The 19,450-nt window shown below is 38.6% G+C and carries 19 protein-coding genes; 15 read left to right on the forward strand and 4 right to left on the reverse strand.

Annotated features, from left to right (window positions below; translation table 11 throughout):
• Positions 1-37 precede the first annotated feature (37 nt).
• The 10 genes from ACH30E_RS07580 (at position 38) to ACH30E_RS07625 (ending at position 7,718) form a co-directional block, all read left to right on the forward strand.
• Positions 38-2,221, forward strand: a complete 2,184-nt coding sequence (locus tag ACH30E_RS07580) for a TonB-dependent receptor family protein (protein ID WP_490824328.1) — start codon at positions 38-40, stop codon at positions 2,219-2,221.
• 167 nt (positions 2,222-2,388) lie between these two features.
• Positions 2,389-2,766, forward strand: a complete 378-nt coding sequence (locus ACH30E_RS07585) for an ArsR/SmtB family transcription factor (protein ID WP_490824329.1) — start codon at positions 2,389-2,391, stop codon at positions 2,764-2,766.
• On the forward strand, positions 2,763-3,446 hold the full coding sequence (gene merTP / locus ACH30E_RS07590) for a mercuric transport protein MerTP (protein ID WP_490824330.1): 684 nt from the start codon (positions 2,763-2,765) through the stop codon (positions 3,444-3,446). The genes ACH30E_RS07585 and merTP overlap by 4 nt, the downstream gene beginning before the upstream one ends.
• 5 nt (positions 3,447-3,451) lie before the next feature.
• Positions 3,452-3,667 (forward strand): GDCCVxC domain-containing (seleno)protein, encoded by a 216-nt coding sequence (locus ACH30E_RS07595; RefSeq protein ID WP_490824331.1) that lies wholly within the window; start codon positions 3,452-3,454, stop codon positions 3,665-3,667.
• 329 nt (positions 3,668-3,996) lie between these two features.
• Positions 3,997-4,194, forward strand: a complete 198-nt coding sequence (locus ACH30E_RS07600; protein WP_490824332.1) for a hypothetical protein — start codon at positions 3,997-3,999, stop codon at positions 4,192-4,194.
• Between the two features lie 55 nt (positions 4,195-4,249).
• Positions 4,250-4,579 carry an ArsR/SmtB family transcription factor gene (locus tag ACH30E_RS07605; RefSeq protein WP_178887930.1) on the forward strand — a complete coding sequence of 110 codons (330 nt, stop codon included), beginning with the start codon at positions 4,250-4,252 and terminating at the stop codon, positions 4,577-4,579.
• Between the two features lie 89 nt (positions 4,580-4,668).
• Complete coding sequence (locus tag ACH30E_RS07610; RefSeq protein WP_178887928.1) at positions 4,669-5,142, forward strand: DUF6428 family protein; 474 nt, start codon at positions 4,669-4,671, stop codon at positions 5,140-5,142.
• A 24-nt stretch (positions 5,143-5,166) separates the two neighbouring features.
• Positions 5,167-5,844, forward strand: a complete 678-nt coding sequence (locus tag ACH30E_RS07615; protein ID WP_178887926.1) for a low molecular weight phosphatase family protein — start codon at positions 5,167-5,169, stop codon at positions 5,842-5,844.
• An 11-nt stretch (positions 5,845-5,855) separates the two neighbouring features.
• On the forward strand, positions 5,856-6,932 hold the full coding sequence (arsB, locus tag ACH30E_RS07620) for an ACR3 family arsenite efflux transporter (RefSeq protein ID WP_178887924.1): 1,077 nt from the start codon (positions 5,856-5,858) through the stop codon (positions 6,930-6,932).
• Positions 6,933-6,944: 12 nt separating this feature from the next.
• A complete protein-coding gene (locus tag ACH30E_RS07625) occupies positions 6,945-7,718 on the forward strand; it encodes a metallophosphoesterase family protein (protein ID WP_178887922.1) in 774 nt (257 codons plus the stop codon).
• Between the two features lie 78 nt (positions 7,719-7,796).
• Here the strand turns inward: ACH30E_RS07625 and ACH30E_RS07630 are convergent, their stop codons facing one another.
• On the reverse strand, positions 7,797-8,453 hold the full coding sequence (locus ACH30E_RS07630) for a metal-dependent transcriptional regulator (RefSeq protein ID WP_178887920.1): 657 nt from the start codon (positions 8,451-8,453) through the stop codon (positions 7,797-7,799).
• 110 nt (positions 8,454-8,563) lie between these two features.
• On the opposite strand from ACH30E_RS07630, the gene ACH30E_RS07635 reads away from it, so the two are divergent.
• The 4 genes from ACH30E_RS07635 (at position 8,564) to ACH30E_RS07650 (ending at position 12,699) form a co-directional block, all read left to right on the forward strand.
• Complete coding sequence (locus ACH30E_RS07635; RefSeq protein ID WP_490824333.1) at positions 8,564-9,760, forward strand: di-heme oxidoredictase family protein; 1,197 nt, start codon at positions 8,564-8,566, stop codon at positions 9,758-9,760.
• A 12-nt stretch (positions 9,761-9,772) separates the two neighbouring features.
• Positions 9,773-10,213, forward strand: coding sequence for a QcrA and Rieske domain-containing protein (locus ACH30E_RS07640; protein WP_490824334.1), 441 nt, complete (start codon positions 9,773-9,775; stop codon positions 10,211-10,213).
• A complete protein-coding gene (locus tag ACH30E_RS07645; RefSeq protein ID WP_490824335.1) occupies positions 10,210-11,436 on the forward strand; it encodes a hypothetical protein in 1,227 nt (408 codons plus the stop codon). Before ACH30E_RS07640 ends, ACH30E_RS07645 begins: the two co-directional genes overlap by 4 nt.
• A 612-nt stretch (positions 11,437-12,048) precedes the next feature.
• Positions 12,049-12,699: a hypothetical protein gene (locus ACH30E_RS07650; protein ID WP_490824336.1), complete on the forward strand. Its 651-nt coding sequence runs from the start codon at positions 12,049-12,051 to the stop codon at positions 12,697-12,699.
• Between the two features lie 17 nt (positions 12,700-12,716).
• Here the strand turns inward: ACH30E_RS07650 and ACH30E_RS07655 are convergent, their stop codons facing one another.
• The 3 genes from ACH30E_RS07655 to ACH30E_RS07665 form a co-directional block, all read right to left on the reverse strand.
• Positions 12,717-13,454, reverse strand: a complete 738-nt coding sequence (locus ACH30E_RS07655) for a hypothetical protein (RefSeq protein ID WP_490824337.1) — start codon at positions 13,452-13,454, stop codon at positions 12,717-12,719.
• 10 nt (positions 13,455-13,464) lie between these two features.
• Positions 13,465-17,283 carry a hypothetical protein gene (locus ACH30E_RS07660; RefSeq protein ID WP_490824338.1) on the reverse strand — a complete coding sequence of 1,273 codons (3,819 nt, stop codon included), beginning with the start codon at positions 17,281-17,283 and terminating at the stop codon, positions 13,465-13,467.
• A gap of 115 nt (positions 17,284-17,398) precedes the next feature.
• Complete coding sequence (locus ACH30E_RS07665) at positions 17,399-18,895, reverse strand: hypothetical protein (RefSeq protein ID WP_490824339.1); 1,497 nt, start codon at positions 18,893-18,895, stop codon at positions 17,399-17,401.
• A gap of 147 nt (positions 18,896-19,042) precedes the next feature.
• On the opposite strand from ACH30E_RS07665, the gene ACH30E_RS07670 reads away from it, so the two are divergent.
• Positions 19,043-19,447: a hypothetical protein gene (locus ACH30E_RS07670; protein ID WP_490824340.1), complete on the forward strand. Its 405-nt coding sequence runs from the start codon at positions 19,043-19,045 to the stop codon at positions 19,445-19,447.
• Positions 19,448-19,450: the final 3 nt, after the last annotated feature.

The raw sequence follows: 19,450 nt of genomic DNA on the forward strand, positions 1-19,450 counted from the left end.
AAAACCGGCTGCGTTCTATTTTCTTACTTTTGCACTTATGAAGGAGTTGTTTATATCACTTTTTATTATAGCTATTACTTTGAGTGCACAGGCGCAATCTCAACCCGATACGATAAAGCACAAGGAGTTGAAAGAAGTCACCATCCGGGCATGGCAGCGTAGGGATATTACCCGTCTGCCCGAGGAGCAAAATGGCTTTTTGAATACCGGAAAGAAAAACGAAGTAGTGAACCTTGCCGGAACAAACGCTAATATCGCCATAAAAACAGGCCGACAACTATTTGCTAAAATACCTGGGGTATTTGTGTATGATATGGATGGCAGCGGTAATCAGCTTAACATTTCTACCCGTGGTCTTGATCCACACCGCAGTTGGGAATATAATATTCGGCAAAATGGTATTCTCCTAAATTCAGATATGTATGGATACCCTGCAAGTCACTACAGTGCGCCAATGGAAAGTTATGAAAGGGTTGAGTTAGTCAGGGGAACAGGCTCGCTGCAATATGGTGCACAGTTTGGGGGGATGATAAACTACATCATCAAAAAACCTGATACTTCAAAAGTGTTTTCTTTAGAGAGTATTAATACAGCCGGTTCATTTAATTTGCTCACTACTTATAACGCCATTAGCGGCACTTATAAAAAGTTCTCCTATTACACCTATTATTACAAGCGTCATTCCAATGGTTACAGGGAAAATAGCCAGTCTGATGCTACTGCACAGTTCCTACAGCTGAATTATCAATTTACCGCTAACCTTTCCCTGAAAGCGGAGGTTGGTCGTTCCAAATATCTCTATCATATTCCGGGGCCACTGAATGATAGTATGTTCAATGCAAACCCTACAATGAGTACCAGAGGCAGAAACTATTTCAGTCCTGATATTTATGTGCCGTCACTTGCGCTCAATTGGAAATTATCAGAACATACAAAAGTAAATATTACTGCATCTGGTGTATTTGGCAGCAGGAACAGCGTATTATTTGATGCATTTGCCGATGTTCCAGATTCAATTAACAGAACAACTGGCTTGTACAGAAACAGACAGGTAGATATTGATAATTTTAACAGCAAAACGATTGAACTTAGACTACTACATCAATACCGCATTGGAAAATTAGAAAGTAAGCTGGCAACCGGCTTTGTTTATATGAATAATGACTTACACCGTCGCCAGTTGGGTAAAGGGACTACAGGAACAGATTATGATTTATCATTGGTTGAGCCCGGGTTTGGAAGGGATCTTCATTTCAAAACAAATAATATTGCTTTGTTTGCTGAAAATGTTTTCCAGATTAATCATCGTTGGACAATCTCTCCCGGTGTACGATTTGAAAACGGTAATTCTAAAATGAGCGGCATCATAAAATATTATACCGTAAACCCGTTGCCGACGACTATTAACCACAATTTTATATTATTAGGGATAAGCTCTCAATATCTGCTCGACAAAGAAAATACTTTATATGGTGGTATTTCACAGGCTTACCGTCCTGTTATATTCAAAGATATTGTTCCGGCATCTACTTACGAGCAAATAGATAAAAATCTGGAAGACGCCTTTGGGTATAATGCAGAATTGGGTATCAGAGGTAAAATATTAAAGCATCTGCAATACGATGTGAGTTTATTCAGGATTGATTATAAAAACCGGCTTGGCACTTTGGTATTGCAGGATAATACAGGGCAGCCATACACATATAAAACAAATATCGGCAATAGCCGCACCAATGGTATTGAATTATTCGTACAGTATAAATTTCCCATCACCAACCAATTATTTGCGGGGTTGTTTACATCCACCGCCTACATGGATGCAAAATACACGAAAGGGCAAGTATCAACAGGTACGGTCAATAAATCAATAGAGGGAAATAATGTAGAAGCAGTTCCCGAATGGATAAGCAGAAACGGGTTGGATATTTTGTACAAAGGATTTAGCTGTACAATTCTTTATAATTACACCTCCTCTACATTTTCTGACGCTTTAAATACCATAACTCCACCTTCCAGTGGTGCAAAGGGTTTTACACCTGCTTATTCAATATGGGATTTTAATGCTTCGCTTCGTACAAACTATTTCCTTAGCATAAGGGCTGGCGTGAACAATATTTTCGACAAACAATATTTTACAAAAAGGCCAACTTTCTATCCGGGACCTGGTATATGGCCAAGTGATGGTAGAAATGTTTATGTTACTATTAGTATTAAAATTTAACTGGGCCAAGCCTGGAGCTTCCTACTGAAGTGTACTGGATAATTTCATTGTATTAGATAAATACTGAAAACCTCGAACTTTTTTCAACAATCCTAATTTTTTGCTCACGGACAAATTTTACTTATTTAAGCATTTGCTTAAATAAGTATTTCCCCTATCTTTGCCTCATGGAAAACAATACTTGTATCAGGTTGTTTGCAAACCAGGAGCAAATAAAGAATTGTAAAAGCAAGTTGAAGACTGCACAAAAATCTTTTGCAAGCCTGTCTAACATATTGGCTTTAGCAGGCAATGAAGTAAGGCTGAAGATTATCTATTTATTGGAAGAAGAAAAAGAATTATGCCCCTGCGACCTTTCTGATATTTTGGGCATGAGTATTCCAGCAGTATCACAACACCTCCGAAAGTTGAAGGATGGAAACATTGTTGAAACCCGGAAAGAAAGACAAACAATTTATTACTCACTTACACAGGAAAATCTAAAGATTTTAAAGCCTTTCTTCAAACATATTAATGTACAAACTCAAAAAATGGAAACAGTATGATAAGTATAAAATCATCAGGCACATTTACAGGTGCAGGTGTTCTTACTGCTATTGCAGCTTCGCTCTGTTGTATCGCACCTGTTATTGCATTGCTTGCCGGTAGCAGCAGCATTGCCGCTAACTTTTCATGGATAGAGCCAGCAAGACCTTATTTGATTGGATTATCAGTTGCCGTATTAGTCTTTGCATGGTATCTTAAACTAAAACCAGCTAAAGCAAACGATATGGATTGTGATTGCGAAACAACTAAAAAGACTTCATTCCTTCAGTCCAAAACATTTTTAGCAATAGTAACTGTCTTTGCTATATTGATGATGACTTTTCCATTGTATGCAAAAGTGTTTTATCCAAAACCAAAAGTGCAGGCAGCACTTGCAGTGGTTGAGAACGAACAACAGGCAAAGTTCACCATACAAGGCATGACTTGCGAGGCATGTGAGGAGCATGTAAACAATGAACTGTCTAAAGTAAATGGAGTATTAGCTTATAAAACTTCTTATGCCACCAGAAGCAGCTTAATCACATTTGATCAATTAAAAGTTGATGTAAAGACAATAGAGGCGGCCATTAATAAAGCAGGGTACAAAGTAAAAAGTTATGATGTATTGAAGAGTTTTTCAACTTTTAAAGCATCAGGAAGTTGTAGCTATTCTACGAAATCTTGTTGCGATAAAAACTAATAAAAATGGAAAGCACACTGACATTACAATCTGTAATCAATTGTCCTGAATGCGGTTTTCAAAAAGAAGAAAGAATGCCAACGGATGCTTGTCAATACTTTTATAAATGTACAAACTGTGGAACTGTACTAAAACCAAAGCAGGGAGATTGTTGTGTATTTTGTAGCTATGGCAATGTTGTTTGCCCACCTATACAGATGAATAAATCTTGTTGCAGATAACATGGTTATAATAACATTTATCCTCTCTTTATAAAAGCAAACTAAAATATAAACCAATCCCTCGCTGCTAAAAGACAATCGATTAAAAAAAACAATTCACCGCAGCATAGCGTTGGCTTGATATTAGTATTTTGGTTAGCTGCTGTCTATTTTTTTCGACATCAGCTATATTTTGATCACAGTTGGCTGATTCGTTTACTTCATTATATCAACCGTCTGGTATGAGCATCTTTCTAAAGAAGCTATTTATTGTCATTCACTTCTATGATAAAAGTCATGGGGCGTTTTGCATATTCATCGTTACTTTACGATGAATTAAGAATAAGGTTATGAAAACTTATATCAGCTACGTTGTACAGGACGAAAAAGGACACAAACACCTTTCAGAAGTTCTTGAAAGTAAAAGCCCTCCCTACAGTTATTCAAACGACACACAGGTAGATGAAGTGATGAAATGGGCCGATAAAAAACGTAAAGAATTAAGGAAGGAAGAGAGCCTCGTAATAACCAGCATGTTCAAATTATAGACTTGACAGAAAAATAATTTGGCAGCAATTTTTAATATCGTAATATTGCGATGAAATGGGAATTACAAAGACAGAAATATTTACTTCAAAGCAGAATAAACTGGCAAACCTTCTTAAAGCGCTGGCTCATCCTGCACGTATTGCCATCATTCAGCATTTGATAAAGGCTGAACATTGCATTTGTGGTGACCTCGTAGAGGAATTAGGATTGGCACAAGCGACCATTTCGCAGCATTTAAAGGAATTAAAAAGCATCGGCATCATCAAAGGATGTGTTGAAGGCACAAGTGTAAGCTACTGTATTGATGAGAAAGTATGGCAGCAGGTAAAGCAAGAATTTGAAGGCTTCTTTATCTCCTACCACATAAAAGCGGGATGTTCTTGATTTTTTTTATCCTAAATCATCGGTATATTACGATATTACGATGAAGTAATTAGTCGAACCAATTTTGTATTAAGTAATCTATATATACAATGAAATTATCAGAAATTAAAAGGCACCTTGCGACAGCCGAAACCCTCAATTTCAGACTGCCTTCAGGTGCTTATGTTCCAGAAAATTTTCACGTAACAGAAATTGGAATTGTTTCAAGACACTTTATTGATTGCGGAGGTACTGAACGTCTTGAAAAAGTTGTAAACTTTCAACTTTTTGATGCAAACGATTATGACCATCGGCTGAAACCGCAAAAGCTAATTAAAATCATCGCTCTTTCAGAAGAGAAATTAGGTTTAAATGATTTGGAAATTGAGGTTGAGTATCAATCAGAAACCATCAGTAAGTATGGCTTGCATTTTAATGGCAAAGATTTTCAACTTGTACCCAAACATACAGCCTGCTTGGCAAGTGATGCATGCGGTATTCCTTCTGTAAAACAAAAAATACAATTGAGTGAATTGGTTACGGCAGATGAGGGCAAATGCACTCCGGGCGGAGGTTGTTGTTAATTGTTAAACCAAAACTTATAGAAAATGAAAAAATCAGTTATTGCTTTATCAGCAGTTGTTGCATTTATAACGTTAATTTCTTTTAGACCGGTTTCGGCTCCGCCGAAACTTTATCCTGAACTGGAAACATATTTTAAATCCGTAACCAAAATGGATTTTTCGACAGAGCATGTACAGGCTTTAGAAAACCTGAAATCCAATATCAGCTTTAGCACGATGGATTATTCGGATTATAATGTTGTTTTCTATTGCAGTGAAAACTCCTATCGAAGTCAGGCTTCACAAATCCTACTTCAAACTCTATGCTATTCAAGAAAATTCAAAAAAGTAAAATCGTTTTCGGCAGGTCTCAGTTCAACTGAAGTAAGCCCTGGGCTTATAACTTATCTTACAAAGATCGGGTACAGAATAACAAAGACGGAAAAAAACGGTAAAAGCGCCTACGAAGTTCGGTTCAGTGATGACGCTTCTCCTGTCATTCTTTATTCAAAAACGACTGATGACCCATCTTTACCTAAAAAAGATATAACAGCTGTTATTGTATGCGATATAAAGACTGAACCTGACTGTGCAAATATTAAAACAGAATTCACACCGTTCCACCTAGCCTATACCAAAGTGAGTGATACAGATGGGGAAGAAAAAGTTGAAGCTTTAGTAAAAGAAATGGCTGCGGAAATGTTATATGTAACTAAAAAGTAAATCTTGAATAAATGAGTGCAAATAATTGTGCCCCGGCATATGAAAGGAAGAAACTTAGTTTTTTAGACAGGTACCTGACCTTATGGATATTTCTTGCTATGGCCGTGGGTGTGGCAATTGGTTATTTTTATCCATATTCATCAAAGTTTATCAATTCATTTTCTTCTGGTACAACCAATATTCCTTTGGCTATCGGATTAATCTTAATGATGTACCCGCCGTTTACGAAAGTGAAGTATGAAAATCTAAAAGAGGTGTTCAAAAACACCAAGATTTTAGGAGTGTCTTTATTCCTTAACTGGGTAATTGGTCCCATCCTTATGTTTCTACTTGCCATTACATTTTTACAAGGTTATCCTGAATATATGGTCGGTTTAATTCTCATTGGCCTTGCCCGTTGCATTGCAATGGTTATTGTTTGGAATGAATTAGCAGAAGGCAGCAGGGAGTATGCAGCAGGTCTCGTCGCATTGAACAGCATTTTCCAGGTATTGATGTTCAGTGTCTATGCTTATGTATTTATCACAGTTCTACCCCCTTTATTTGGATTTACAGGTTCAGTGGTCAATATCACAATTAGACAGATAGCAGAAAGCGTTGCAATCTATCTGGGTGTTCCGTTTGCTGCTGGATTTTTCACAAGAAAAGTTTTATTAAGCGTAAAGGGGGAAGAATGGTATCAAACAAAATTCATTCCTTTTGTCTCTCCCATCACATTAATTGCTTTGCTGTTTACCATAGTTGTTATGTTCAGCCTCAAAGGAGAATTGATTGTGCAAATTCCGTTTGACGTTCTGCGTATTGCACTTCCGTTGGTAATCTACTTTGCCATTATGTTTTTAGTCAGCTTTTTTATTGGTAAAAAAATGGGTGCTGATTATTCAACAAATGCCTCCATTGCTTTTACTGCAGCTGGTAACAACTTCGAATTAGCTATTGCAGTTGCCATTGGTGTATTTGGTATTAACAGTGGTCAGGCATTTGCTGGTGTTATAGGGCCATTGGTTGAAGTACCAGCGCTGATTGCATTGGTGAATGTTGCTCGCTGGCTTCGCAATAAGTACTATACAAAATCACAAATCGCTTAATAAAATATCAAAATGAGAATCGCATTATTTTCCGACATCCACGCCAATCTTCCTGCACTGGAAGCATGTTTTAAAAGTATAGAAGAACAAAAACCAGATGCCATTTATTGCCTGGGCGATTTGGTTGGTTACAATATCTGGCCGAATGAAGTGATAAATGAAATAAGAAAAAGAAGTATTCCCACTATTGCAGGTAATTATGATCAGGGCATTGGCTTACTGAGTGACGAATGTGGTTGTGCCTATAAAACCGAGGCGGAAAAAGACATGGGTAAAATATCTATCTCGTACACCAACCATCTTGTAAAGCCAGATGAAAGAAAGTATCTTCGGACACTTCCATTACATATTAAAGTGGAGTTTCAATTGAATAACGATAAGCTGAGTTTGCTGTTAGTACATGGCAGTCCAAGAAAAATAAATGAATACCTATTTGAAGATAGAGAAGAAAAAAGTCTTTATCGAATTATGGAACAGGCGGACGCTGATATTATGTGCTTTGGTCATACACATAAACCTTACCACAGGATATTGCCAACAGAGCAAACTGAAAATTTACACTACCGTCATGCAGTCAATATCGGTTCAGTAGGCAAACCAAAAGATAATAATCCAAAAGGATGTTATGTAATTCTTACTATTAATGTAGATAGCAGCACACGTAATAAGGATGCTGTGCAGGTAGAATTTGTCCGTTTTGAATATGACGTTGAGAAAGCTGCTAAAGCAGTTGAGGATAGTCCACTGCCAAATGAATATGCTGATATGCTAAGAAAGGGACACTAACGGTTACATTCAAAGGCCGGCCATTATACCGCTGTTGTTTTAATTATTATTGATAAGGAAAGAATCTTGTGTAAATAATTATTGGCTAAGCAATAGGCTGTTAGCCACTTTAAAACTTACGACTACTTCTTTCTTTCCTTTTAATTGCAGGGTGTAGGTTTGATCATATTTCTCAATCCCTTTTACTTTAATCGGATCGCCTAAGGAGAACCCGGTTTTATCAAGGTAATTCAAAAAAGTAGCAGAATGATCTGTTACGCCCGTAAAAGTACCTTGATCACCTTCTGCAAATGTTGATAGCAAAACCGCTTTCGATTTCGGAAGAATGCCATTTGCATCTGGTATTGGATCGCCATGCGGATCGGCTTTGGGAAATCCCAAGAAACTATCCAGTTTATTGGTCAGGTCTTCACTGTGTATATGTTCCAGTTGTTCTGCGAGGTCATGTACTTCATCCCATTTATACCCCAATTTATCAACCAGAAACACTTCCCAAAGCCTGTGGTTGCGAATGATGCCCACAGCCACCTGTCTTCCTTTTTCTGTTAGTTTAACTCCTTTAGATTTTTGATAAGTAACGAGTTTCTTTCCAGCCATCCTTTTCAGCATATCCGTTACAGATGGGGCATGCACTTCCAGTACTTGCGCTAGTGATGAAGTCGCAACTACTAAACCATTGGCTTCCTGTAACTTATAAATAGCCTTAAGATAATTTTCTTCTGTAAATGAATGCACTGGTTCTCTATTTTAATAAAGGTACGTAAACCTGTATAAAAAATAAATTAGATGAACCTAATTTATTAATTAAAATAATCTAATTTTGAACCCATGTAATCGTATTTACAATGAAGAAAACGATCATCCTATCCATAATAATTTTAAGCATTACAGGTATAATAGCTTGCCAGAAAATATTACCAAAAGCCCCCCCAGAAGATGCGTTATTGGACGGTCCTGTAGAAGGGCTTAGTTACGAAGAGCATAGACGGTTTTTGGCAGGTGATGTAGCTTTTAATGATGAAATATTCACTTCAGCAAACGGTTTAGGGCCTGTCTTTGTAGCCACCAGCTGTGGAAGTTGTCATGCAGGTGATGGCAAGGGACACCCTTTTACCACACTTACAAGGTTTGGTCAGGTGGATAGTACAGGTAACAGATTTTTGCACCTGGGCGGACCGCAATTACAAAACAGGGCATTGCCCGGCTATATGCCTGAGCAGATACCTGCTGGAGCCACATTTTCAAATTTTATGCCCCCCGCTAATACGGGATTAGGATTTTTAGAACTGGTTACCGATGCCGATATATTGGCAATGGCTGATCCTAATGATGTTAATGGTGATGGGATAAGCGGTGTACCCAACTATGAATACCTGCCTCCATTTGTAACTCCCTTTACAAAAGCCATTGCAAGAAACGGAAAGTACATTCATCGTTTTGGTAAAAAGGCTGCGGCGTATAATTTGCTGCAACAAACAGTAAATGCTTACAGCCAGGATATTGGTATCACTTCTACCTTTCAGCCAAAAGACGTTTATACCGGATTAAATATTGAACCCGAAGTTTCTGATGTAACGATACACCATGTTGTCTTCTATCTACAAACTTTGAAAGCACCTATTCAAAGAAATCAAAATGATGCTGACGTAATAAAAGGGAAGAACACATTTATACAAACGGGTTGTGAGCGTTGCCATAAGCAGACACTGAAAACAGATTTTTCTACCATCGCTTCATTATCAAATAAAACATTCCATCCTTATACAGATCTGCTGTTGCATGATATGGGACCGGGCTTAGACGATGGGTATACAGAAGGTAGTGCAACAACGGCTGAATGGAGAACTCCACCACTTTGGGGATTGGGCCTGTCTCCGAATTCGCAGGGAGGGAAATATTTTCTACTGCATGATGGTCGGGCAAAGAGTATTGAAGAAGCCATACTCCTGCACGGAGGCGAAGCACAGCAAAGCAAAAATAAATTTATACAGCTTACAGCACAAGAGAAAAACAACCTGCTGAAATTTTTAGCATCACTGTAGTATTTTGAAAAGATGAACAGAAAAGATTTTATACTTAGATCCTGTACAGCTTGTCTCGGCGTATCCTCTGTGGCAACACTTTTGGGTTCTTGTGCAACTACAAAATTTTCCAATGGTAAGTTACTCAAAGACGGAATCGAAATAGATAAACAAGATTTTGTCATAAAGGGAAGTGATAAACATCGCTTATACATCGTAGTACGCAATGAGGAGTTGGTGTTTCCTATTTGTGTGTACCGGTTTAGTGATCAAGATTATTCCGCTATCTGGATGGAATGTGCGCACCAGGGAGCTGAACTTAATGTGGCAGGTGATTACCTGCAGTGCCCGGCTCATGGCAGTGAGTACGATAATCACGGTAAAGTAACCAACGGACCTGCCGACAAAAACCTGCGGACTTTTCCGGTTACGATCAATAACAACGAACTATTCATTGACTTGAGAAAAATATGAGACTATTTATTTTCTTACTGACATTTGTTTTCTTTTCCTCAACTGCTATTGCACAGATAGACCCTGTATTGCTTCGCAGAATGGCAAAAGACACCTCGGGTATGCTATTAAACATGGATGCCGTGTATAACCGACCTTTTCTTCAGTCAGGTAAATTACCTGTAGCATTGGGCGGTTATGCGGAAGCCAATTATCAATATTTCCAGAAAGACGGTATATCAGAGGGTCACCAGTTTCAAATGAGAAGGTTGACCTTGTTTGTATCCTCCTCTATTTCAAAAAGAATAAAATTTTTAAGTGAAATAGAATTTGAAGACGGTACTAAAGAAATCAATATTGAATTTGGATCTGTTGATTTCGAATTTGCACCTCTCTTTAATCTGAGGGGCGGTATTGTAATGAACCCTATTGGCGCATTTAATCAAAATCATGATGGTCCAAAATGGGAATTTATTGATCGCCCTGTGTCAGCCACTCAAATGCTCCCGGCCACCTGGAGTAATATCGGTTTTGGTTTGTTTGGAAAAAAATACACCAAGGATTGGGTGTATGCTTATGAGGCATACCTCACCAATGGGTTCGATGATAAAATCATTGACAACGCAGCGGGCAAAACATTCCTGCCAGCCAGCAAAGAAAACAAAAATCGCTTTGAGGAAAGCGCTAATGGTAGCCCATTGTTCACGGGTAAAGTTGCGGTACGAAACAGGGGGATAGGTGAATTAGGGCTATCCTATATGGGAGGCATTTATAATAAATATCAAGCTGATGGATTGATATTGGATAAACAAAGAAGCGTCAATGTATTTGCGGTAGACTTTAATACTACCCTTCCCAAAATCAATACCTTCATCAATGCTGAATGGGCATGGGTCAATGTCGATGTACCAGAAACCTATACCGAGCAATTCGGCAGTAAACAACAGGGAGGTTTTATTGATTTTGTGCAGCCTGTTATCAAGCAACCTGTATTTGGCTTTGAAAAGTCAGTTATCAATGCAGCTTTGCGTATTGAATATGTGGATTGGAATAAAGGAAGGTTCAAGTCTTCGGGCGATAATATTGGTGATGAAGTATTTTCCATTGTTCCTGCCATCAGTTGGCGACCTACTGCACAAACTGTGATTCGGTTGAACTATCGTTACAATTGGCAGAAAGATATCTTAGGTAATCCACCAGTTAAGCTGGCAGGATTTCAATTTGGGGTGAGTACCTATTTTTAATCGTTTGTTGGATTGATATTCCTTCGAGCCGCCGAATACCTGCCTGATTTTGTCGACTTCAAATTCCATTTCCATAGAACATGCATCGAGGAGTTTGTAGGTATTGGTAACCAGGGTAGGGTAGCGGCTGTACTCAGTCAATAAAGCAGATGGCCGGTGTGAAGTTGCACAAAGACTTTAGTTAATAGGGTTTGAGATCTTCAATTTTTTTGAGTCATTGAGGTAGATTACAAACACACATGTTCAGAAGCATTGGGATCAGGTGGAAAGTCTAGTTTAGCTATCAGGTGATGTGATAAGAATTCATTGAGCCATTGTAAGCCTTTATTATTTTTACGATTAATAAATAGCAGTGCTGATGTTTGTTTCTGATGCTAACATTAAGTACCGGTTTGATACCCGCTTCGTGACAAAGTTTTACGAATTCCCAGTGGTAGTAGGTGGAGTTGATGTTGCACAAGGTCAGTGTTGTGATGCCATGTTCCACAGCAGCTTTTATGAGGTCTGCAGTAGAGTAGGTGCGGAAACAGAACGAATAATATAATAATATGTCTTTGCGTCTAAATGCATTGATTTTCAGGAATAAACGCTGATGTTTTTGTAAATTAGAGAATGCAAACAATCGAAACGGAATTACCAGGCTTTTGGGCACAGGTTGGGATCAGATCTGGATGTGAGAAGATCTCGCTTGGCGGTGTTGTGCCAGGCGAACATTATACTATCATCTGGAAACAAGGGGAGCGAAAGATTGACTTACACATTACCTACGATGATCCGCAGAAGGCAAAAGATAAAATTTTCGAGATTACTTTCTTCGCTGCTAACCGTGTGCTAGTGCATTTAAAAAAAATGGAAGCACTCTATAAAATATATTTTTTGGGTCGGATCACAACTATGGAAAAGGTCGCAGAAAAGCATAAAAACTGGCTTTTGCATCCGTTAACCGGCTTCGGTGATGAAATATCGAAATGGCTCAAAACAAGTGATAGGGAATTGCGCGTCCGCAAATCAATGAAGCATCATGTAAAAGCTACGTTTCTACATCCTTCCGAAGCATCCTTTTATGACGGTTGTCACTGGCAGGTATATGATGCAAACATCCGGTGGCTCGGGTACTTGTTTCAGAAGGAAAAGACGGGTTCCGCTCCTCAATTTATTTACGTCAGCCGGTACAGGCATAATCTATTTAAAAGAGAGGTTCGGGCACTGATGGTTCACGTATTTTCGGAAGTACAGTATTTTTCTAAATATAAACTGGTATAATACCGTATTGGGATCTTTTAATTATTGAAGCATTTTCCCATCAAACCATAAAGGTGAAGAAGGTTTCTATAGCGTTCATCATCTTTATCAACCCAATGAAGTAAAACTATCATAATAACCTCACCGATAACCAACGCGGCATCGTAGTTCATCATAACTGACCGTTTATCCGAATCATTGTAGTGACTGTGGAGTATATTAAATGTGAACAACCCATTGTGTTCAACTTTTGAGAACAAACTATACAATTTAAGCGCACGATCAGTGGGTTTCTTCAACTCTTCAACATGCAAGCTGTCAATCATTTTTTTTGTTGTAATTCTCTCAATATCCGCTCTGAATTTCCCTGATTCAAAACACCATGGATATTGATTTCTGATTTCAAGTTTTTTTTCTTCATTGGACGTACTTTGATATATAGACCGCACATGATCATTTAAAATATTGTCAATTCTTTTTTTCTGATCCTCTTCATCATTTGTTTGGTCAAGAACATAGTAAAGGCAGATAGTATCCAGCATCGAAGTTCTTGCCAGAATAATCGCACTGTTGGCGTAATGGGGTTTGGCATCAAGGTTCGTGATTAAAAAAGCAATAACGTCACTAACTGTTGCAAGTTTGTGAAGGATGGTATAATAAAACCGCTCTGGTTCATCTACGTATTTTTTTGATGGATAAATGGTTTCATCTATCACTTCATGAACCTGGTGGATAAAGGTTAGAAATTGGCTTCCGAATGTAACTGAGTCTGTCATTAATTGATAATTATATCCGGGGCAATTGTTCTTCGTTATCTAATTCTTCATGCTTGATTTGTTTACGCAAAGAGTTCGCTTCAGAGACTGACCATTGACGCACCAGATCGATAGGGTGATCTTTAAGCAATTGCATCAACCAGAATACCGATTGAAGGTATGGCACGCTGCTACCTACAGAACCGTATGTGCCGATATTAGCTGAAAGGTTGCTGATCACCTCTTTATTCGCCCCAAAATTATCAATAATCATTTTTGCGAAAGGATGCCATTCGATGTTCTCACTTGACCCAGCCTCAATTGGCATCATGTGGGCCATTCGTTTCGGTCCTTCTTCTGGATGCTCTTTGCACCAGGCGATCAGTTTTTCAAATCTTTCCGGATTTTCAAATAAAACACCGACAGATTCTTGGCTTCCCTTCTGTGCACCAATGGTATGGTTAATATGAATAATAAAAATGTAATTCTTCCCCAATAATGCATTTCCAAAAATAGGCCAGGTTTGATCAAAATACTTATCAAACAGGATTCTGTAAATCTTGGGAAGATAAGGATCTATGTTATAGTTATAGTCCCGCTCAGATCCAATATCGATCAATTGCTTCATGATGGTCAGCGCAAATTCATTGTCACTTTCCATTGTCAATAGTTTTTCAACAGTACTTGCCCAATGATAATCGTCCATTTGAAAAGCTATGTTTTTATTGACTACCATGTTCTCTTTTGTGATGATCTCTTTCATAGCAGCGGAGCAGGATTGCCAGTAGCCTTCATTGTTAAAGCAATACATGTAAAGTAACGTCAACGCTACCCAATTACCATCAGGATATGAGTTGATTTTCCTGCAAAAATCGATGACATTCTCTTCAGAAGTATCGGAAAAAAATCCACCGTATTTAAAATTTAGAAAGTAGCCAATGTTTACTTTATTGTTATCAACCAGATTGAACAAACGATACAAATCCGGCATTTTTATATTCAATGCTCGGGCAAAGTAAAAAGCAGTGTGCATGTAAGTGTTACTGTTTAATACCGAAGTGTATAGATCGCTAATTAACTGGTCATCTTTTGAGCCTATTGCAAAACCTGCAAGTAACTCCGGACTTTGCTGGTTAAAGGGAATAGCATCCAGAGCGGAGAGTCCTTTGGTGATAAATTCCTTTTTATCCGACATAAGCTCACCCAGACGTTTGCCAAAATTGAAACTTTGCCGCTGTTCACCTGTTAGAAGATCAGGCAAAAATTCTGATATATCAATGTTGTTCTGGACAATTTTTTCAGCAAGTGCTGTTGCATTTTTAGCAGGCCGATCTCCATTTATATCTTCCGCATGGTCAAACCATTCCGGTTTGGATACTTTCAGTATTAACTCACTGCGTAAGTCCTTCGGGGTTAGCAGTTCAATGATGCTTTCAATTCGGGTTACTAAAACACTCATTCCTTTTACTTCGTATGCGATTGCCCTACGAAGTGCATTGGTAAGATCTGGCCAGGTTCCTTTAAAATCTATTATCACTTCACGAATGAAATTTTCTATTTCACCTAAAAAACCATCCCGTATCAGGATACGGACGTTTCTGGTAAATTCTTTTCTTGCCAATTCTCCGTTAGATGTGTCTTTCTTTGCGATAGATTTAAAAAACGCAAGTAAGGTCTTCCAGTATTCATGAACTTCTTTTCCAGAGGGTACATAATCCTTTAATGGTGCTCCACTTCCCTGATTCTCCAGTCCACCAGAGCGATGAAAATGGTGATTGTCCAAACCGGTTATCATTGCAAGCACAGCTACACGTTCAAAATCCTCCCTGTTTTTCGATAGTGCCCATTCTAAGACCGGGATACGATCGTTCAGGCTTGCTTCTGTACCGGCCAGCCGAATTTGAAATAATTGTCGCAACTGACCTGTGGCATTATTCGCCCATGTTTCGTTCTCAGCCACTGCTAAAGAAAACATCATTTTAGTGGCATCTGTGAAAGTCTCTTTTCTAAAACATAGTTTTTCCAATGCCCAAACTATATTACGGCGAGAAGCAGTTTCAGAACGCAATTCTTCCGTGGATAAACTGCCGAATACATAACTCAGCGTATTCATTGTTTCAACCGGGTTCACTTCAACTACATGGCGGAAGAGGAGTGAGCCCCATTCTGATTTAAGCACTTCCGCTGATCCGAAAAAACCGCCTGTTCCCCAGAGTTTTCCTACTAATTCTTTTGCCTCGTCTATCTGATCCAGATCGGTTAACCGCTCAATAAATTTTGTATCTAACTGAGCATTTTTTAGCTTTTCAAGAATAGTAATAATTCTTTGTGGCGATGTTTCTTTTAACCAAGTCGCTGCCAGGTGCGTAGCGAGTACGGTAGGTTTCACTGAATAGTAAACTCCTTTTTTCTCAATGATGTCTTTATCCTTGTACCGTTTACATATGCTCCGGAACTTAGTATCGGAGATCGTTCCATCGTAAATTTCTTCACGAATAAAATCCATTTGCTTTTGCAGTGTATCAACCAGTTGCTTGTTAATAACAAACTGAAAACTGTCGTCCAGAAAACCAAATGAAGAGAAAACGGAACAAGCACGAATTACATCATAGTCCAAATCATTTTGTTCTCCGTGATCAAAAAGCAGTCGTTTGATTAATGTGTCGATGGGATAATTGTGAAGTTCATTCAATCCCAACTTGGATACCTGATCGGAAAACTTTACCGCCATCCAAGGGTATCCTTCACATACGGAAGATAAATATTGTCTGTCAGCCAGCGTATGCGTTTTCCCTAGCCTTTCATCGATGATCTGTTGTACTACCTCTTTTTGATTGTCCCTGATCAATTTAATTTTTCGATCAGTTACCTCTCTGCTGTCGTCAAGGCCAATAGTAATGAGTTTTATTCCTTCATATGGTTTAACCAGCCCTGAGAATTTCAAGTGTGTACTGACTTCGCAGTTATCAACTACGATTACACCTGATTGTTTTTCCCTGTGCGACATTACATAATCGATAACATCATCAATCTTATTGGTTAATTCGGCATCGAAATAAACGAAGAGGTTTTTCAACCCTTCAACAACAGGATTTGCAGGGCGGAATGTTTCATATATGAATCTTGTTTTTCCCAACCCAGAATGACCGTGAATCCTGTATATCTTTTCTGTTAGAATTCCTGCACGAATGGCTGCAATAGCATCAGTCAGTTCAACATTTGGTTGATAGGTAGCGTCTTTCTCTTTTATGTCAGGCCCCAATTCGTCCCATGTCCGAAATCCAAGTGGTCGTGTTATTCCATTGAATTTTTGTACAAGAATAACTGCACTTAAGTATTGATTCGCCCAGTCCTTGATTTCGTTGGCATCATAAACAGCCATTTCAAAGGTGGCATGATTAACGTGGCCGCTATCTTCAATTGCTTTTCTAAACTTTGCAATTCTTTCCTGTTTGCCATCATCGACAATAGCCCTGTTCGTAAAGAGAATATAACAGCCATCTGCTTTCACAACCTTTTCGATTTCGGCTTTCAGTTTCCTGGGTTGCCCGGCAACCGCATTCTCTAAAATTTCTTCGTAGCATTTCGAAGGAATAAGATCTGTAGCCTTGTTTTGAAAAACGCAGTATTGGTTTAATAACTTCGGTGTTCGCGACGGTGTTCCTGACCACTGAGCCCGGCCATCAGAACCAGCGTCAGCAGTGGTAATATTGAAAGGAACTGATACCGTGAAATGACCGGGAATAAATTTGGAGGCTTCACAATGCAGCAGGTGGTGAAGCAGTTGGCTCAGCTCGATGTCTTTTAGGTTTTTAATCTGATCAAGCGTTATTTCATTAAGACCTGCCATATAATTTAATTTTGCATGTATTCAAATGTATTACAGGTAAACGAATCTTTTGAAATCTAGCTATCAACGTAATTTTTCGATTTGATTATCAATAGATTAAAGGCGGGTAAGTATTTTAATGATCGTTGTTGCCTGCCGGCAAGTCAATATGTTTTGCCACTACATTAAACTGGCTGTAATCAATGTAGAAGTCTGCATAGCGGAGAACCTTTAAAACGATCCTGTTAAAAAGAGTCTGGTATATCCGTGTCATGACAACATCGTTCTGACTTGTTTCATCATCTGAATAATCTCTGACTGAGTGTGCCATTTTATTCCGCAGTGCGAGTGCTTGTTTTTCTAACTTTCCCGGAATGATCCCAATCAGCTGCAGGAACAGCAAAACTTTCTCAGCCGGATTTCTTCGATTGGCACCCTTTATTTTTCGCAAAATATTTTCTGCGCCGTCCAAACCCGAAAGGTTCTTTGACAGTATTTCTAATTCAGGGGAGATCAATTCTGCATACTTTTCATCCGTGATGAATTGCTCGTTTAGTTTTCCTTCTTTTTTCAGGTAATTAGTTGACAGTATTTCGAGCGCATTGGCAAGGATCGGAAGGTTAACACCAATAGGTGTTTTCAAGGCAATAAAATATCTTTCGATTACCTGGTTTAACTGCAATGGCTCATTCAGCCTAATGTATTTTCCAAGCATTGATTGCGCCAGACACTGAAGATTTCCCCAATCATAGTGATAGTTAAAATGAACAGGCGGAAGTGCAAACGAACAGTATTTTTTGATATTGTCTTGCCATGGATTTTGAAAATACGCTTCAGTGGTTTCATTGCCTGATACCATCGAATGACCGACCGGGATCAATACACTGCCCAATAAAAACGAAATACACTTTGTAATGGATTCTTTAACTTGGTTGGTAAAATCCTGTGTATTTACCGGATAATATTCAATACAGATGCCCTGCGCCCATTCCGGTGTAAAATCTTTTGCGACAATCGAAAGTATGAAGTAACCCTCTGGTAAATCAACCTTGATATAATCATGAGACCAGCTTGTGTAAGCCAAATGGTCATCAGTGATTTCTTGTGGGATAATATCAATACCTTCTCGCAGTTTTTTGTAAAACGGTTTGCCTTTGCGTAGCGTTGATCCCTTTAGCCTCGCTTTTGTACGTGCAGTGATGAACCATTCCAAACGTACAGGAGTATTACTTGTGGTTTCTAAGGATGATTTATTGATCTGGCAGGAGTCAATCAGAATATCTGATTCAAAATAATACCCATTCTTATTGCTGTTTGCATTAGTAGATGTAAAGCTATCTATATAGCATTCATGTAAAATCACTTCATTGCCATCAGCATCTTTTCCACGGATTGTATCTCCTTCAATGATTGTTGAATTTCCTTTAAAATAGTCTTTTTGAAAGACTTCAAAATTGTCTGTCCATCCGCGCAGTTTCGCTTTTAGTTTAAATTCGTCCGACCGTTTGATTTCTATCACTGCGCCCTCATCAAAAGTATAAGCACTCCGCTCAAAATGGATTTGAGATATAATCATTGGGTCTGGAAGGTTTTCCCATTCCAGGTGACGGATGGGAGACATATCACTGAGCATATATCGATTTTGTTTATATTTCTATCAAATTCCGTTAAAATGAATTAAAAACTAATTCTTTTCCCAATTTTATTTTGCCTCGTAATTATAGCATTTGGGCAAGGGGCTACCGATGCAAAAACTCAATCCTTTTGGTATCAATATAATATGCCCTGGATCGCTACTTTAGCCATCTCTATCATCACCATAACCATCAATTTCTGGATCTCAAAAGCCGGTTTCAAAGAATATAGAGCGAATCTCCGTCTGCAGTTGAGCGCAGCTCTTTCATCTAATAACCCGCAGAAATGGGTAGATGAATTACGAATAACTGTGGGAGAGGTGAGCGCAAACGCAAAAATGTTGAATATTGAGTTTCAGGATCCGGCGGTTAATCTCGATAGGAAAAAGACCCTGATAGAAAAACTCACACTTTCTAAAAACAAACTGTTGTTGCTGCTTGATCCGGAAAAGGAATTACACATGAATGTTATTCGGGGTGGGCAAGTCTTCCCTTTGCCAGTTCATACCATACCATCGTATCGCATACTACTCTTGTCATGCAGTATATGATTT

It is taken from the genome of Sediminibacterium sp. FW305-C-61, assembly GCF_058231065.1.

Excerpts from the sequence above, each read along its gene's own strand:
- ACH30E_RS07580 (WP_490824328.1), top strand. The coding sequence starts at position 38 with ATGAAGGAGTTGTTTATATCACTTTTTATTATAGCTATTACTTTGAGT.
- ACH30E_RS07585 (WP_490824329.1), top strand. The coding sequence starts at position 2,389 with ATGGAAAACAATACTTGTATCAGGTTGTTTGCAAACCAGGAGCAAATA.
- merTP (WP_490824330.1), top strand. The coding sequence starts at position 2,763 with ATGATAAGTATAAAATCATCAGGCACATTTACAGGTGCAGGTGTTCTT.
- ACH30E_RS07595 (WP_490824331.1), top strand. The coding sequence starts at position 3,452 with ATGGAAAGCACACTGACATTACAATCTGTAATCAATTGTCCTGAATGC.
- ACH30E_RS07600 (WP_490824332.1), top strand. The coding sequence starts at position 3,997 with ATGAAAACTTATATCAGCTACGTTGTACAGGACGAAAAAGGACACAAA.
- ACH30E_RS07605 (WP_178887930.1), top strand. The coding sequence starts at position 4,250 with ATGGGAATTACAAAGACAGAAATATTTACTTCAAAGCAGAATAAACTG.
- ACH30E_RS07610 (WP_178887928.1), top strand. The coding sequence starts at position 4,669 with ATGAAATTATCAGAAATTAAAAGGCACCTTGCGACAGCCGAAACCCTC.
- ACH30E_RS07615 (WP_178887926.1), top strand. The coding sequence starts at position 5,167 with ATGAAAAAATCAGTTATTGCTTTATCAGCAGTTGTTGCATTTATAACG.
- arsB (WP_178887924.1), top strand. The coding sequence starts at position 5,856 with ATGAGTGCAAATAATTGTGCCCCGGCATATGAAAGGAAGAAACTTAGT.
- ACH30E_RS07625 (WP_178887922.1), top strand. The coding sequence starts at position 6,945 with ATGAGAATCGCATTATTTTCCGACATCCACGCCAATCTTCCTGCACTG.
- ACH30E_RS07635 (WP_490824333.1), top strand. The coding sequence starts at position 8,564 with ATGAAGAAAACGATCATCCTATCCATAATAATTTTAAGCATTACAGGT.
- ACH30E_RS07640 (WP_490824334.1), top strand. The coding sequence starts at position 9,773 with ATGAACAGAAAAGATTTTATACTTAGATCCTGTACAGCTTGTCTCGGC.
- ACH30E_RS07645 (WP_490824335.1), top strand. The coding sequence starts at position 10,210 with ATGAGACTATTTATTTTCTTACTGACATTTGTTTTCTTTTCCTCAACT.
- ACH30E_RS07650 (WP_490824336.1), top strand. The coding sequence starts at position 12,049 with ATGCAAACAATCGAAACGGAATTACCAGGCTTTTGGGCACAGGTTGGG.
- ACH30E_RS07655 (WP_490824337.1), bottom strand. The coding sequence starts at position 13,454 with ATGACAGACTCAGTTACATTCGGAAGCCAATTTCTAACCTTTATCCAC.
- ACH30E_RS07660 (WP_490824338.1), bottom strand. The coding sequence starts at position 17,283 with ATGGCAGGTCTTAATGAAATAACGCTTGATCAGATTAAAAACCTAAAA.
- ACH30E_RS07665 (WP_490824339.1), bottom strand. The coding sequence starts at position 18,895 with ATGCTCAGTGATATGTCTCCCATCCGTCACCTGGAATGGGAAAACCTT.
- ACH30E_RS07670 (WP_490824340.1), top strand. The coding sequence starts at position 19,043 with ATGCCCTGGATCGCTACTTTAGCCATCTCTATCATCACCATAACCATC.